The following is a 14,461-nucleotide window of genomic DNA, read 5'->3' on the forward strand; positions in this document are numbered from 1 at the left end:
CCCCAACATGCCCCGCCAGCGCCCCCCGGAACAGCCCCGCTGACCGGGCCCGCCGGCATGTGAGGGGCCGGGCCGCCCGGTGAGGGGTCGGGGGCCGGCCCCCGACCCGGCCGGGGTCAGCTGAAGATGATCATCGAGCCCTGTCCGAGGCATCGCGTCGCGGCCGCGTGCAGCCCCAGCCACACGTGCCGCTCCCGGGCGAAGGGACTCTCGTCGTACGGAATCGGCCCCGCCGGCTCCTCCAAGGACGTGGGCCGCCCCGGCGCCGCCGGCGCCACCGGCGGATTCCCGGGGTCGATCCCGATCGCCGGCGCCACCACCATCAGCTCGCGCAGCAACCCCTGCGCCGACCCCAGCGGCCCACCCCCGGCCAACAGCTCCTCGTTGGCCAGCGGAAACGCGAAGTCCACCGGCACGTACGCCCCGGCATGGTCGTAGTGCCACACCAGGTGCGACCGCTGCGCCGTCGACTCGAACATCTCCAGCAGCTGCTCGTAGTCCCCGCCCAGCTCGTCCACCGGCGTCACCGGCAGACCGCAGATCTGCAGCAGGTACGCCCGCCGCAGGAAGTGGAGGGCGTCGTAGTCGAAGCCGGCCACGGGGGCCACGTCCCCGCTCAGGCCCGGCATGTACGCGAACACGGGCACCGACGGGAGCCCCGCCTCGCCCAGTGCCTTGTCGTACGAGGCGATCTCTTCCGCGAACGGGTTGTCGGGGCTGTGGCACAGCACGTCGACAAGGGGGACCAGCCACAGGTCACAGGCCACGCGGGCTCCGATCAGTCGATGCCGCCGATCCGGCCAGAGTAGTGCGCCGAACACCCTCCGCGAAGGGCTGCGCAGAACCTGTGGCCGAACCCTTGGCGAACCCGCGGCGCGACCCGGCCCCCATCAGGCACGATCCGCGCCGGAGCCACCGCTACACCTGCCCCGGACCCACCCTCCAGACCCATGCGTCCTCCACCTTCAGCGGCTGCCGGCCCAGCAGCTCGCTGATCATGTCCCGCAGCTCCACCCCCCGGTCCTGGAACGGCAGCACGACCGCGCCCGCCTTCCAGAACTCCAGGTCCTGCCGGGCCTGCTCCCGCCACTGCGGGGTGATCTCCGGCGGCTGCGCCCCGTACCGGACGTCCCGCAGGAGGTTCGAGAGGTGGCGCGGGGTGGCCCCGTAGATGCCGATCCGGTCGGGCCCCCACGGGCCGTTGAAGTACCCACCGGCCAGCCGGAAGCCGAAGTCCGCCTCGACCTGCCAGTGCAGCGCGTCCGCCTGTCCGGGGTCCGGCAGCGGTACCGGAACGAGTGCCTCGCCGTCCTTGACGTAGCCCTTCCAGGCCCCCGAGGTGATGAACGCCGGCACCGGCGCCCGCTCCCGTACGGCCAGCGGCAGCGGCAGCACCGGAATCAGCGCCGCCGCCACCGCGAGCAGACCGAGCGTGCGCAGCTCGCGCGTGCGCATCCGTACGATCCGGTCCAGCGCGAGCGCGAGCAGCACGCCCAGTACGGGGGCGCACACCATCGCCACGCGCCCCTCGATCACCGACTCGAACAGCGGCAGCTTCACCATCAGCCGCCACGGCCCCGGCAGCACGACGTCCGTACGCGGGACGGGCACCCAGGGCCCGAGGGACAGCGCCAGGACCACGGCGCCGGTGATCGCGAGCGCCCGGACGACCCTGCGGCGCCACATCCACACGCAGACGGCCACGCCGAGCGCCAGCAGCGGCCAGCCGTAGAAGGCGTTCTGCTCGGTGGTGTTCAGGGAGAGCCGCCCGGCCGTCTCGGCGTCGCCGAAGAGCGAGCGGGCGGCGTACTCGACCAGGGCGCGCGGGCTGTTCCCGGCGTTGTCCCCGTGGAGCACCGAGTGGTAGCTCTGCGGGCCGAAGAACTGCCAGTACAGCGGGAGGATCAGCAGCGGTACGCAGACGCCGGCGGCGATGACCAGGCCCAGGCCCAGCGGCCGTGCGGCCGCCAGGGCGCGCCGCCGGTCGACCAGCAGGTACGCCAGCGAGAAGACCAGCATGCCGAGCGCGGCGATGAGCAGCGGCTCCTCGCCGAGGAAGATCTGGTACGTCGCGAACAGGCCGAGCAGGACCCCGTCGCGCACGACGTTGCGCCCCTCGCACAGGCGCAGGGCCCGGTCGATGATCAGCGGGAGCATGAACAGGACGACGAAGTTCGGGTGGCCGTTGGCGTGCGAGACCATCGGCGGCGCGAACGCGGCGAGCGCCCCGCCCGCGGCGGCGGCCCAGCGGCTCTGCACGAGGCGGCGGCGGATCAGCCAGTACCAGGTCCAGGCGCTGGCGGCCATGCCGAGCGTGAGGACGAGCGCGAAGGTGACCGTCTCCCCGAACAGGAGCGTGACCGGGATCAGCGGGACGGTCAGGCCGAGCATCGTGGCGTTGGCCATCAGGTTCACGCCGTCGGGCATGCCCTGGGCGGTGGTGAAGAGCGGATTGCGCAGGTGGGTGATGTTGTCGGTGGCGACGCCGACGAACCACTCCCACTGGTTCTGGTCCTGGAGCGCGTCCTTGAGGTAGCGGCCGTCGAGGTCCGCCCACAGTCCGTGGAAGACGTACGCGGAGAGGGCGATGAAGACGGCGGCGACGGCGAGGCCGCCGGCGTTCAGCCGGAACAGTTCCGCCAGCGCGCGGCGGCGGTCGCCGGCGGCGCGGCGGGGGCGTGCCGCCGGGTCCGGGGTGCGGCGCACCGGTACCTCGGCCACCTGCCAGCCCTGGCGGCGCATCCAGCGCAGCACCTCGGCGTCGATGGCCGGGCCGTCGAGGGCGGAGGCGCCGAAGGCGGCCCGCGCCCGGTCCCCGTCGAAGAGGGCGAAGCCGCAGGTGTCGGCGCGGAAGCCCGGTATCCCGGGGACGCCCAGGGCGCGGACCAGGCGGTTTCCCGACCGGCCGAGGGCGGCGGTCGCGCCCTGCTGCTCCTGGTTTCCCTGGCCCTCGTGGCTCTCGTGGCCCTCGTGGCTCTCGTGGCTCTCCTGGCCCTCGTGGCTCTCGTGGCCCTCGTGGCCCTCGTGGCCCTCGTGGCCCTCTTCGCCGAGGGCCTGCTCCAGTCGGTCCAGCTCGGCCGGCGGCGTCCTGAGCCCGGCGTCGGCGAGCAGCACCCGCTCCCCGGCGGAGGCGAGCACTCCGGCGCGCAGCGCGGCGCCCCTGCCGCGGTGGTGCTCGGAGCGGATCAGCCGGATCCGGGGCTCGTCGGCCGCCGCGGCCTCGACGAGGGCGGCGGTGGCGTCGGTGGAGGCGTCGTCGGCGACAACGAGTTCCCAGTCGCCGGGGCCGCCACCGAGGCGGGCGTCGAGGTGGGCGCGGAAGGCGTCGAGCGTCGCGCCGATCCGGTGCGCGTCGTCGTGGGCGGGGATGACGACCGAGAGCCCGACGGCGCCGAGCCAGACGGGCGCGGCTTCGGCCGCTTCGGGGGCTTCGGCCGCTTCGGCTTCGCCGGTCGCGGTCGTGTCGGTCATGCGCCGACCGCCTTCAGGCCCGCGGCCCAGTCCAGCCCGTGCTGGTTGTACGCGTACACGAGGCTGCGTACCTCTTCGGCGTCGGCCCGCGTCACCGCGTCCACCAGCTCGTTGTGGCCGGACCACAGTCCGGTGTGCAGATCCGGAGCCGCCTTCAGGTGCGGTACGGCGAAGACCCAGCACTGCACCCGGATGCGGTGCAGGAACTCCGAGATGTACGTGTTGCCGACCAGCCCGCTCAGCTCCCTCCAGAAGCGCAGGTCGTAGCCGATCAGCACTTCGAGGGAACCGCTCTGCGCGGCCCTGCACGCCTCCTCGGCACGACGGCGCACCGACACCAGCATTTCGCCGGAGCCGGGCGCGGTGCCGCGCTCGACGAGCCGCCGGAAGATCCCGTCCACTATGAGCGTACGGGCCTCGATCATGCCCCGGTAGTCGTCCACGGAGAAGACGCGCACGCGGAAGCCCCGGTGCTGGACCGATTCCAGGAGCCCTTGCGCCGCGAGGTCGACCAGTGCCTCGCGTACGGGGGTCGCGGAGACCTCGTACTGTTCGGCGATCTGCTTGACCGTGAACTCGGTGCCCGGTGGCAGGCGTCCCGCCAGCACTTCGTCGCGCAGCGCGTCCGCGATCTGCTGGCGAAGTGTGTTGCGGGTGACAGCGCCGCTGCCTGACATAGGGGTCCGTCTCCTTCGGTGAACTTTTCGGACACCTTAGGCCAGACAGCGAGGCTGAAACCGATCCGGCGTCGCCGGTTTCCTGATCGGAGGCCGCCGGTGGGGCCGCCGTGGTGTGCCGGTCAGGCCGCCGTGGTGTGCCGGTCCGCGACCGTCAGCGCCTCGTCCAGCAGGGCCAGGCCCTCCTTGGCCTCCGCCTCCGTGATGGTGCACGGCGGCACGACGTGCGTCCGGTTCATGTTGACGAAGGGCCACAGGCCGGAGGCCTTGCAGGCCGCGGCGAACTCGGCCATCGGCGCGTTGTCGGCCCCGGCCGCGTTGTACGGGACGAGCGGCTCGCGCGTCTCCTTGTCCCGTACGAGCTCCAGCGCCCAGAACGCGCCCAGGCCGCGGACCTCGCCGACCGACGGGTGCCGCTCGGCGATCTCGGCGAGCGCCGGGCCGATCACGTTCGCGCCGAGGTGGGCGGCGTGCTCGACGACGCCCTCCTCCTCCATCGCGTTGATCGTCGCCACGGCGGCGGCGCAGGCCAGGGGGTGGCCGGAGTACGTCAGGCCGCCGGGGTAGGGGCGGGTGGCGAAGGTCTCGGCGATGGCGCCGGAGATGGCGACGCCGCCGAGGGGCACGTACCCGCTGTTCACGCCCTTGGCGAAGGTGATCAGGTCGGGGGTGACGTCCCAGTGCTGGGCGGCGAACCACTTGCCGGTCCGGCCGAAGCCGGACATGACCTCGTCGAGGATGAAGACGATGCCGTGGCGGTCGCAGAGCTCGCGCACGCCCGCGAGGTAACCGGCCGGCGGGGTCATGATCCCGGCGGTGCCGGGCACGCTCTCCAGGATGATCGCGGCGATGGTCGCCGGCCCCTCGAAGGCGATGGTGTCGGCGAGGTGCGCGAGGGCGCGCTCGCACTCCTCGGCCTCGGTGGCGGCGTGGAACGGCGAGCGGTAGAGGAACGGGCCCCAGAAGTGCACGACCCCGGCGGCGGCCGTGTCGGAGGGCCAGCGGCGCGGGTCGCCGGTCAGGTTGATCGCGGCGGCGGTGGCCCCGTGGTACGAGCGGTACGTCGACAGCACCTTCTGCCGGCCCGTGTGCAGACGGGCCATGCGGACGGCGTTCTCGACGGCCTCGGCGCCGCCGTTGGTGAAGAAGACCTTGTCCAGGTCGCCCGGGGTCCGCTCGGCGATGAGGCGTGCGGCCTCGGAGCGGACGTCGACGGCGAAGCCGGGCGCGAGGGTGCAGAGCCGGGCGGCCTGCTCCTGGATCGCGGCGACGACCTTGGGGTGCTGGTGGCCGATGTTGGTGTTCACCAGCTGGGAGGAGAAGTCGAGGTAGCGGTTGCCGTCGTAGTCCCAGAAGTACGACCCCTCGGCCCCGGCGACGGCGAGCGGGTCGATCAGGGCCTGGGCGGACCAGGAGTGGAAGACGTGGGCGCGGTCGGCGGCCTTGACGGCCGCGCCGGCGGCCGCGATGTCTGCGGGGTTGCCCGTGGTGACGTGAGGGGTCATGCGGCCACGCTAAGAGTGCCCAGGTGGGAGGGGATATCGGCGGACTGTATGCGGGTGGGGGCCGGGCCTCGGCAGTCTGTCGGCACGGAATGCGGAACGGATCGCGGAACGGATCGCGGAACGGATCGCGAAATCGAGTGATTGACAGCACGCTGTCGAAGTGACAGCCTGCTGTCATACCGATGGAAGAGGCGATGAAGATGACGACGAACGAGACGACCGCTCCCTCCGCTCCGTCCGCTCCCTCCGCTCCGCCCGCCCGGCCGGTCCACCTCGCGGTGTACGACACGTACGCGGACTGGGAGACCGGCCACACCACCGCGCACCTGACCCAGCGCGGCCACCGGGTCCGTACGGTCGGCTTCGCCGCCGGAGCGCCGGTCACCACCATGGGCGGCGTCCGCGTCCAGCCCGACCTGGCCCTCGCGGACCTCTCGCCCGAGGACTCCTCCCTCCTCATCCTGACCGGCGCCTCGCTCTGGGACACCGGCGACGACCTGGCCCCCTTCGCCGCGAAGGCACGGGAGTTCCTGGCGGCCGGCGTCCCGGTCGCGGCGATCTGCGGAGCCACGGCCGGCCTGGCCCGGGAAGGCCTGCTCGACGCGTACGACCACACCAGCGCGGCCGCCGGCTACCTCGCGGAGCAGCCGGGCTACGCGGGCGCCGGGCGGTACGTCGAGGCCGACGCGGTGACGGACGGCGACCTGATCACGGCGGGCCCGACCGAACCGGTGGCCTTCGCCCGGGAGGTCTTCGCCCGGCTCGACGTCTACGGGCCGGAGGTCCTCGACGCCTGGTACCGCCTGTTCCACGACTCGGACGCGAGCGCGTTCCCGGTGCTGATGGCGGCGGCGGAGCGCGGCGATGCCTGACGCTTCGCCGGTACGGGCCCGGCAGGACCTGCTGAGCCGCACCGCCCTGGGGGTGTTCGGCCTGAACGGCCGGTTCCTCGCGATCTCCGAGGAACTGGCCGGACCGGCCGGGCTGACCGCGGCCTGGTGGCAGGTGCTGGGCGCGGTGCTCCACGAGCCGCTGCCGGTGGCGGGGATCGCCCGGGTCATGGGCATCACCCGGCAGAGCGTCCAGCGCATCGCGGACCTGCTGGTGGCCAAGGGCCTCGCGGAGTACGTCCCGAACCCGGCCCACCGGCGCGCGAAGCTGCTCCGCCCGACGGAGGAGGGGCGCGGCGCCGTGGCCCGCATCACCCCGGCCCACGCCGAACTGGCCACCCGGCTCGCGGAGGAACTGGGCGAGGCGGCCTTCGCGGAAACGGTCGAGGTCCTCGACCGCCTCACGAAGGCGCTGGACACGCTGCTGGCCGGCACCGACCGCGCCGACGCCTGAGGGGGCGGCGCGGGAGTCGGCGGCGCGTCGGCGGCGCGGGAGTCGGCGGAGACCTCGAAGTCCTCGACCCGGCACCCCGTCGGCGCGCCGGAGCCGGTGGCACACTGACCCCGTGCTCCCGCAACTCCTCACCGCCACCGGCGTCCTGGCACTGCTGACCCTCGTGCCCGGCCCCGACATGGCCGTCGTGACGAAGCGCGCGGTCTCGCGCGGGCGGGCCGACGGGCTGCGCACCGTCGCCGGGATCGCCACCGGGCTGCTGCTGTGGGGTGCCCTCACCGTCGTCGGGCTGGCGGCGCTGCTCGCCGCCTCGGCGGAGGTGTACCTGGCGGTGAAACTCGCGGGCGCCGCGTACCTCTGCTTCCTCGGCGTCCAGTCCCTGCGCCGGCCCGGCGCGCAGCCGCCCGCCGTACGGGGCTCCACGGGCAGCGCCTGGCGGACCGGCCTGGTCAGCAACGCCCTCAACCCCAAGATCGCCGTCTTCTACACCGGCCTGCTGCCCGCCCTCGCCCCGCCGGGCCTGCGCCCGGCCGCCGGCATGGCACTGCTCGTCCTGATCCACCTCGTCCTGACGGCGGTCTGGCTCGGCACGTACGTGTACGTCCTCTCGCGCGCCCGGCGCTTCTTCGCCCTCCCCCGCGTCCGGCGCGCCCTGGACCGCGCGACGGGCGTGGTCCTGATCGCCTTCGGCCTCCGCGTGGCGACGACGCCGTAGCCGCGCACGCCTTCCCCGATCACGGCTGGGCCCTGGCCGTGGCGGGGCCGGACGGGGGTTCCCGCCCCGATGCGCGCTGCCTGTGCGGTCGTTGCGCCGGTCGTTGCGCCGGTCGTTGCGCCGGTCGTTGCGCCGGCGGTTGTGCCGGTCGCCGTCGGTCAACCCGGGACCCCGGTCCACGGCTCGGGGATGCATCCCCGGGACGGGGCGGCCCACTTCGGGCGTGGCTCTCAGGTCTGCCCTGTCATACCTGAGAGCTATGCGGAAAGGGGGCTCCACAGCGGGACGCCGACGATGCCCCTCAATTCCTAACTTCGGAACCAGAGATGAAGCGAGCACAGCCCCTCTGGATCGAGCGAAGGAAAAGGGACCCGCCATGACCCGCGCCGCAGGACGCCCCGATGGACGCCTCGACGGACACGCCGACGGACACGCAGACGGGGACACCGCCGCCGAACGTCGCGCAGGACGCCCCCGCGGCCGGCTGCGGCGCACCCTGCTGGCCGGGCTCGTCGCCGCGGCCGTCGTGCTTCCCGTATCCGCCGCCGCCTCTCCCGATGTCCCCGCTCCGGCGCCCGCCGAGCTCGCCGAACACGCCACGCTCCCCGACCGGTACGCCGCCCGCCTCGCCGGCATCGCCGAGGCGGCCCGCATGGCGCAGGACGCCGGCCGCACCGGCCGCGCGGCGAAACTGCACGCCATGGAGGCGGACGGCACCGCCCGGTTCCTCGCCTTCGACGGCCGCGGCAAGGGCCGGGCCGTCGAGGTGCTCGGCGATCTGGAGACCGCCGACCGGGTCGCCGTCCTGGTGCCCGGCTCCGACACCACGCTGGACACCTACCAGCGTTTCCGTGCCGGGGCCGTCGCCCTGCACCAGCGCCTCCAGGCCGGGCATCCCCGCTCCGCCGTGGTCGCCTGGCTCGGGTACGACACCCCCGGCACGGTCAGCGCGACCGTCCTGACCGCCGACCGGGCGGATGCGGCGGCCGCCGAACTGGGTCCCTTCCTCGACCGCTTGGGGCGGGCGGCCGCGCCCGGCGCCCGGCTCTCCCTGCTCTGCCATTCGTACGGGTCGGTGGTCTGCGCCCGGACCCGCACCGGCCCCGAGGTCGCCGACATGGCCCTGTTCGGCAGCCCCGGTACGGGGGCCTCCACTGCCGCCGAACTGCCGACCGGGGCGCGGGTCTGGGCCGGGCGCGGCGGGGCCGACTGGATCGGCCATGTCCCCCATGTCCGCCTCGGCGGGGTCGGCTTCGCCGCCGACCCCGTCGACCCGGCCTTCGGGGCCCGGCCCTTCGCCGCCGGCCCCGGCGGCCACAGCGACTACCTCAAGCCCGGCACCGCGTCCCTCGACAGCCTGACCCGCATCGTCCTCGGCACCGCCCCGGAGGCTCCCCATGCCTGAGCTCCGCGCCCGCTGGTCCGTCCTCGCGGACCGCATCGACGCCGGGACGCCCGCCGACCGGGACCGGACCGTGGACGCCCTGCGGGCCTTCGCCATCCTCGGCGTGGTGCTGGGCCACTGGCTGGTGACCGCGCTGACCACCGCCAACGGCGGCCTGAGCAACACCAGTCCGCTGGCCCACCTGCCGTGGCTGGCGCCGGTGTCCTGGGTGTTCCAGACGCTGGCCGTGTTCTTCCTGGTCGGCGGCCATGTCGCCGCCCGTGGTCACGCCTCGGCGCGCGAGCGCGGGATCCCGTACGGGGTGTGGGTCGGGCAGCGGCTGTCGCGGCTGTTCCGGCCGGTCGCCGCGGTGCTCGCCCTGTGGGCGGTGGCGTCGGTCGGGATGCTGCTCGGCGGCGCCGAGCCGAGCACCGTCCAGACGCTGGTCAAGCTCGTCCTCTCCCCGCTCTGGTTCCTCCTCGTCTTCGCCGTGCTCACCGCCGCCACGCCGCTCGTGGCCCGGCTCAACCCGCTGTGGCCGCTGGCCGTGGTGGCCGGTGTGGACGTGTGGCGGTTCGGCCTCGGCGGGCCCGAGTGGATCGGCTGGGTCAATGTGGCCGCCGGCTGGCTCGTCCCCTACACCCTGGGCGCCGCCTGGTCCCGCGGGGCGTTCGCCCGGCGCGCCCCGGCAGCCCTGCTGCTCGGCGCCGGAGCCGCGGCCACCGTCGGGCTGGTCCTCTGGGGCGGGTATCCGGCGTCCATGGTCGGTGTCCCCGGGGCCCCGATATCGAACCTGAACCCGCCGACACTGGCCGCCGTCGCCTTCGGCCTGGCCCAGTGCGGGCTGGCCCTGCTGCTCCGCGGGCCGCTGGACCGGGCCATGCGACGGCCCCGGGCCTGGGCGAAGGTGGCGCTGATGAACCTGTCCGCGATGACGATCTTCCTGTGGCACCAGACGGCGATGATGGCCGTCACCGCCCTGGGGCTGCTGGCCCCCACCGATCTGCCCGGGCTGCACACCGTGCCCGACTCCCCGCTGTGGATAGCCGCCCGGCTGCTGTGGCTGCCGGTGTTCGCCGCCGCGCTGGGCGTCTGCTGGACCGCGTTCCGTACGTACGAGCAGGCCAGGCGGCCGAATCGGAGCGAGTCCTTCCGTACGGTCTCCGGTGCGGTCGCGGGCTCCCGGACCACGGCCCGCACCCTGCGGGCGCCCGACGAGGTGATCCACCATGCCTAGGCTGGACGCCGTGAACGAGCAGAGCGAACCGCCCGCCGTGAAAGTGGAAGCGCAAGCGGACTCCGGGAGGACCACCGCGCCACGGGCCCGGCTCCTGCAGACCCTCGTCCACGACCTGCTCACCGTCGAGCGGGACCCGCTGCCCCGGATGTCCCGGCCCCGCTGGCTGGCCCGGCTGCCGCACGCGGTGGTCATCTACGCCGCGGTCTTCTTCGGGTTCCTCACCGCGCAGCAGATGGGCGAGCACTACGACGACTACGGCGGCATCCCACTGCTGGCGGCGCTCCTGACCGGCACGTCCATCGTCCTCGCGATGTTCCGCCCGATCGGCGGATGGTGGTTCGGCCTGCTGGCCGCGGGCGTGGCCGCCTGGTCGATCCGGGACAACGTCGGCCCCGGCCAGACCTGGCCCTGGATGCCCTCCGGGCTCCTCGCGTTCGCACTCGTCCTGCTGCTGGTGGCCCTGCGGGTGCCGCCCCGGGTGACCGTCGCCGCGATCGCCGTCCCCATCGCGCTGACCGGTCTGGCCGAGCTGTTGCTCAAACCGGAGCACAGCCAGAGCAGCGTCCTGGCCGCACTTCTCGTCTTCGGCTTCGTCGGCCTGCTGGGGTACGCCCTGCGGGCCACCCGCCTGGCCCGCGGCAAGCTCGTCGAACAGGAGACGCTCACCGAGGAGGAGCGGGCCCAGCGCACCCTGCTGGAGGAACGCAACCGGATCGCCCGCGAGCTGCACGACGTCGTCGCCCACCACATGTCGGTGATCTCCATCCAGGCGCAGGTCGCCCCGCACCTGGTGGAGAACCCCTCCGAGGAGCTCAAGGAGAACCTGGCGGGCATCCGGGAGAACGCGCTGGAGGCCCTGACGGAACTGCGCCGGGTGCTGGGCGTGCTGCGCTCCGAGCAGCCGGACGATCCGGCGAACCCGCACCATCCGCAGCCCACCCTCGCCGAACTGGACGGCCTCGTGGACAACGTGCGCAGCGCCGGCCTGGCCGTCACCACCGAGATCGCGGGCATCCGGCGGCCCCTCACCCCGGGCGTCGAGCTCACCGCGTACCGGATCGTGCAGGAGGCGCTGAGCAACTGCCTGCGCCACGCGCCCGGATCGCGCGTCGAGGTCGGCATCGCGTACGGGCCGCGCGAACTGCACCTGTGCATCGCCAACAGCGCCCCGACCCGGCCGGCCCCGCCCTCGCACGGCGCCGGGCACGGTCTGCTCGGGATGCGGGAGCGGGCGGGCATGCTGGGGGGCGAGCTCGCCGCCGGCCCCCGCCCCGGCGGCGGCTACGAGGTGAGCGCCGTGCTCCCGATGGATCCCGAGACGAAGAAGGACTGAAGAGGACGCATGAGCACTCCGGCCGACCCGATCAAGGTGATGATCGCCGACGACCAGATGATGGTCCGGCAGGGCTTCACCGTCCTCCTCAACGCCCAGCCCGACATCGAGGTCGTGGGCCAGGCCGTGGACGGGGCCGACGCGGTGGCCAAGGTCGCCGGACTCGGGCCGGACGTGGTCCTGATGGACATCCGCATGCCCGGGATGGGCGGCATCGAGGCCACCTCGATCATCACCGCAGCCCCGGACTCCACCGTCAAGGTGCTGGTGCTGACCACCTTCGACCTCGACGAGTACGTGTACGAGGCGCTGCGCGCCGGGGCCTCGGGGTTCCTGCTGAAGGACGCGTCGGCCGACCAGCTCGCGGAGGCGGTCCGAGTGGTGGCGGCCGGCGAGGCGCTGCTCTCGCCGAACATCACCAAGCGGCTGATCACGGAGTTCTCCCGGATGGGGGCGCCGCGGGCGCCCTCGAAGGCGCGGATCGACGAGCTGACCGAACGGGAGACGGAGGTGCTGTCGCTGATCGCGCAGGGGCTGTCCAATGCGGAGATCGCCGCGCACCTGATGGTGGCCGAGCAGACCGTGAAGACCCATGTGGGGCGGATCCTGGTGAAGCTGGGCCTGCGGGACCGCACCCAGGCCGCGGTGTTCGCGTACGAGACGGGTCTGGTCCGTCCGGCGGGCTACTGAGTGCCCCGGGTAGTACTTGAGGGGGAGGCGGGGATATCCCCTTCAGCGGCGACGCGGACGACGGGGCGGCCGACCTACGGTGTGGGTATGACCGAGACGACCTCCCGGGTGAACCCCCGGACACCCGAGTTCCGGATGGCCTCCGGCCTGTTCCAGAGCCTGCGCCAGGATCTGATCACGGACGCCTTCGCGTACCGGCCGCTGGCGCCGATGCGTACGGACGGTCCGGTGACGCGGCGGCTGCCCGGGCGGATACGGCCGTACATGGCGTATCTGCCGCATGCGGTCGTCGGAGTCGTCGCGTTCTTCGTGGTGATGCTGACGTCCGCGACCAGCGGGGACTACGTCGTACCGAGCAGCTCCCTCGTGATGGGGCTGGTCGCGGCCACGCCGGTGCTGATGACCCTGGTGCGGCCGGTGGGTGCGTTCTGGGCGGCCATCGCCGCCGCCGGGGCGCTCTCGGTGGTCGGCTCCGGCATGAACGACGTGTGGCCCTGGACGCCGGGTGCCTTCGTCTCCTACCTGGCCACGGTGACCTTCGCCGCGATGCGGATCAGGCCCCGGGCGGCGGGCTGGATGTGGCTGATCACCGTGGGGGTCGGGATCGGGATACCGGTCGTGCTCGGCCGGGGGGAGCCCGTCGAGATCATGCCGATGGCCTTCGTCCTGGCGGTCTCGCTGCTGGTGGTGACGGTCCGCAACATACGCAGGGAAGCGGAGGAGGAGGTCAGCGCGCAGCAGGAGGTCACGGCCGTCGAGCGGGACCGGCGGACGCTGCTGGAGGAGCGGACGACGATCGCGCGGGAGCTGCACGACGTGGTGGCCCACCACATGTCGGTGGTGGCGATCCAGGCGGAGGCCGCGCCGTACCGGGTGAAGAACCCGCCGCCGGAGCTGGAGGCGGCGTTCGCCACCATCCGGGAGAACGCGGTGGCGGCGCTGACGGAGCTGCGCCGGGTGCTGGGTGTGGTGCGCTCCGCGGACTACGAGGCGCCGGACGCCCCGCAGCCGACGCTGGCCTCGTTGGACGGGCTGCTGGCCAATGTGCGGGAGGCCGGGCTGAGCGTGGAGAAGGCGGTGACGGGTGCGGTGCGGGAGCTGCCGCCGGGTGTGGAGCTGTCGGCGTACCGGATCATCCAGGAGGCGCTCAGCAACACCCTGCGCCATGCGCCGGGGGCGACGGCCTCGGTCGAGGTCTCGTACGTGCTGGGCGGGTTGGGCATACGGGTGGTCAATGCGGCGGCGACCGGGGACGTGCGGCCCTCGCCGGGCGCGGGGCACGGGATCACCGGGATGCGGGAGCGGGTGGCCATGCTGGAGGGTGAGATGACGGCCGGGAAGACCGAGGCGGGCGGGTACGAGGTGGCGGTGTTCATACCGGTGCGCGGGCGACAGGGCGAGGCGCAGGACGCGGCGCAGGGGCCGGGGCAGTCGGCATGACGATCAGGGTGCTGATCGTCGACGACCAGATGATGGTCCGGGAGGGCTTCTCCGTCCTGCTGAACGCGATGGACGGTATCGAGGTGGTCGGCGAGGCGGTGGACGGCCGCGAGGCCATCGCCAAGGTCGCGGCGCTGCGGCCGGACGTGGTGCTGATGGACATCCGGATGCCGGTCATGAACGGGCTGGAGGCGACGCGGGAGATCGTGGCCTCCGACACGGACGCGAAGGTGCTGGTCCTGACGACCTTCGACCTCGACGAGTACGTGTACCAGGCGCTGCGGGCCGGGGCCTCCGGGTTCCTGCTCAAGGACGCCTCGGCCCGGCAGCTGGCCGAAGGGGTGCGGGTGGTGGCCTCCGGTGAGGCGCTGCTGGCGCCGACGGTCACCAAGCGGCTGATCCTGGAGTTCTCGAAGCTGTCGACCCCGCCGAAGCTGGCGGATCCGGCGGGGATAGGTGAGTTGACGGAGCGGGAGACGGAGGTGCTGGTGCTGATCGCGCAGGGGCTGTCCAACGCGGAGATAGCGGACCGGCTCATCGTCGCGGAGTCCACGATCAAGACGCACGTGAGCCGCATCCTGGTGAAACTGGGCCTGCGCGACCGCACCCAGGCCGCGGTGTTCGCCTACGAGACCCGCCTGGTGACCCCGGCATAGCCGCGG

General features: G+C 73.3%; 13 protein-coding genes. 9 read left to right on the forward strand and 4 right to left on the reverse strand.

Going from position 1 to position 14,461, the window contains the following annotated elements; all coding sequences use genetic code 11:
* Positions 1-116: 116 nt before the first annotated feature.
* The 4 genes from ADK52_RS28430 to ADK52_RS28445 all read right to left on the reverse strand — a co-directional run bounded on the left by ADK52_RS28430 (position 117) and on the right by ADK52_RS28445 (position 5,653).
* Complete coding sequence (locus ADK52_RS28430; RefSeq protein WP_053692710.1) at positions 117-767, reverse strand: hypothetical protein; 651 nt, start codon at positions 765-767, stop codon at positions 117-119.
* A 151-nt stretch (positions 768-918) separates the two neighbouring features.
* Positions 919-3,471, reverse strand: a complete 2,553-nt coding sequence (locus ADK52_RS28435) for a glycosyltransferase (RefSeq protein WP_078988671.1) — start codon at positions 3,469-3,471, stop codon at positions 919-921.
* Positions 3,468-4,148: a GntR family transcriptional regulator gene (locus ADK52_RS28440; RefSeq protein ID WP_053692711.1), complete on the reverse strand. Its 681-nt coding sequence runs from the start codon at positions 4,146-4,148 to the stop codon at positions 3,468-3,470. The genes ADK52_RS28435 and ADK52_RS28440 overlap by 4 nt, the downstream gene beginning before the upstream one ends.
* A gap of 122 nt (positions 4,149-4,270) precedes the next feature.
* A complete protein-coding gene (locus ADK52_RS28445; protein WP_053692712.1) occupies positions 4,271-5,653 on the reverse strand; it encodes an aspartate aminotransferase family protein in 1,383 nt (460 codons plus the stop codon).
* Positions 5,654-5,853: 200 nt separating this feature from the next.
* On the opposite strand from ADK52_RS28445, the gene ADK52_RS28450 reads away from it, so the two are divergent.
* The 9 genes from ADK52_RS28450 to ADK52_RS28490 all read left to right on the forward strand — a co-directional run bounded on the left by ADK52_RS28450 (position 5,854) and on the right by ADK52_RS28490 (position 14,455).
* Entirely contained in the window at positions 5,854-6,525 is a 672-nt protein-coding gene (locus ADK52_RS28450) for a DJ-1/PfpI family protein (RefSeq protein WP_053692751.1), read from the forward strand.
* Positions 6,518-6,997 carry a MarR family winged helix-turn-helix transcriptional regulator gene (locus ADK52_RS28455; RefSeq protein WP_053692713.1) on the forward strand — a complete coding sequence of 160 codons (480 nt, stop codon included), beginning with the start codon at positions 6,518-6,520 and terminating at the stop codon, positions 6,995-6,997. Before ADK52_RS28450 ends, ADK52_RS28455 begins: the two co-directional genes overlap by 8 nt.
* A gap of 112 nt (positions 6,998-7,109) precedes the next feature.
* Positions 7,110-7,712 carry a LysE family translocator gene (locus ADK52_RS28460; RefSeq protein ID WP_053692714.1) on the forward strand — a complete coding sequence of 201 codons (603 nt, stop codon included), beginning with the start codon at positions 7,110-7,112 and terminating at the stop codon, positions 7,710-7,712.
* Between the two features lie 376 nt (positions 7,713-8,088).
* Positions 8,089-9,117: an alpha/beta hydrolase gene (locus ADK52_RS28465; protein WP_078988672.1), complete on the forward strand. Its 1,029-nt coding sequence runs from the start codon at positions 8,089-8,091 to the stop codon at positions 9,115-9,117.
* Positions 9,110-10,333 carry an acyltransferase family protein gene (locus ADK52_RS28470; protein ID WP_078988673.1) on the forward strand — a complete coding sequence of 408 codons (1,224 nt, stop codon included), beginning with the start codon at positions 9,110-9,112 and terminating at the stop codon, positions 10,331-10,333. The genes ADK52_RS28465 and ADK52_RS28470 overlap by 8 nt, the downstream gene beginning before the upstream one ends.
* Positions 10,326-11,669, forward strand: coding sequence for a sensor histidine kinase (locus ADK52_RS28475; RefSeq protein WP_053692715.1), 1,344 nt, complete (start codon positions 10,326-10,328; stop codon positions 11,667-11,669). Before ADK52_RS28470 ends, ADK52_RS28475 begins: the two co-directional genes overlap by 8 nt.
* A gap of 9 nt (positions 11,670-11,678) precedes the next feature.
* Positions 11,679-12,359, forward strand: coding sequence for a response regulator (locus tag ADK52_RS28480; RefSeq protein WP_053692716.1), 681 nt, complete (start codon positions 11,679-11,681; stop codon positions 12,357-12,359).
* Between the two features lie 87 nt (positions 12,360-12,446).
* Positions 12,447-13,799, forward strand: coding sequence for a sensor histidine kinase (locus ADK52_RS28485; RefSeq protein WP_053692717.1), 1,353 nt, complete (start codon positions 12,447-12,449; stop codon positions 13,797-13,799).
* On the forward strand, positions 13,796-14,455 hold the full coding sequence (locus tag ADK52_RS28490; protein ID WP_053692718.1) for a response regulator: 660 nt from the start codon (positions 13,796-13,798) through the stop codon (positions 14,453-14,455). The genes ADK52_RS28485 and ADK52_RS28490 overlap by 4 nt, the downstream gene beginning before the upstream one ends.
* Positions 14,456-14,461: the final 6 nt, after the last annotated feature.

The sequence above is a fragment of the Streptomyces sp. WM6372 genome, from assembly GCF_001279655.1.
Classification (GTDB): Bacteria; Actinomycetota; Actinomycetes; order Streptomycetales; family Streptomycetaceae; genus Streptomyces.

Excerpts from the sequence above, each read along its gene's own strand:
- ADK52_RS28475 (WP_053692715.1), top strand. The coding sequence starts at position 10,326 with ATGCCTAGGCTGGACGCCGTGAACGAGCAGAGCGAACCGCCCGCCGTG.
- ADK52_RS28435 (WP_078988671.1), bottom strand. The coding sequence starts at position 3,471 with ATGACCGACACGACCGCGACCGGCGAAGCCGAAGCGGCCGAAGCCCCC.
- ADK52_RS28470 (WP_078988673.1), top strand. The coding sequence starts at position 9,110 with ATGCCTGAGCTCCGCGCCCGCTGGTCCGTCCTCGCGGACCGCATCGAC.
- ADK52_RS28490 (WP_053692718.1), top strand. The coding sequence starts at position 13,796 with ATGACGATCAGGGTGCTGATCGTCGACGACCAGATGATGGTCCGGGAG.
- ADK52_RS28445 (WP_053692712.1), bottom strand. The coding sequence starts at position 5,653 with ATGACCCCTCACGTCACCACGGGCAACCCCGCAGACATCGCGGCCGCC.
- ADK52_RS28455 (WP_053692713.1), top strand. The coding sequence starts at position 6,518 with ATGCCTGACGCTTCGCCGGTACGGGCCCGGCAGGACCTGCTGAGCCGC.
- ADK52_RS28465 (WP_078988672.1), top strand. The coding sequence starts at position 8,089 with ATGACCCGCGCCGCAGGACGCCCCGATGGACGCCTCGACGGACACGCC.
- ADK52_RS28480 (WP_053692716.1), top strand. The coding sequence starts at position 11,679 with ATGAGCACTCCGGCCGACCCGATCAAGGTGATGATCGCCGACGACCAG.
- ADK52_RS28485 (WP_053692717.1), top strand. The coding sequence starts at position 12,447 with ATGACCGAGACGACCTCCCGGGTGAACCCCCGGACACCCGAGTTCCGG.
- ADK52_RS28450 (WP_053692751.1), top strand. The coding sequence starts at position 5,854 with ATGACGACGAACGAGACGACCGCTCCCTCCGCTCCGTCCGCTCCCTCC.
- ADK52_RS28440 (WP_053692711.1), bottom strand. The coding sequence starts at position 4,148 with ATGTCAGGCAGCGGCGCTGTCACCCGCAACACACTTCGCCAGCAGATC.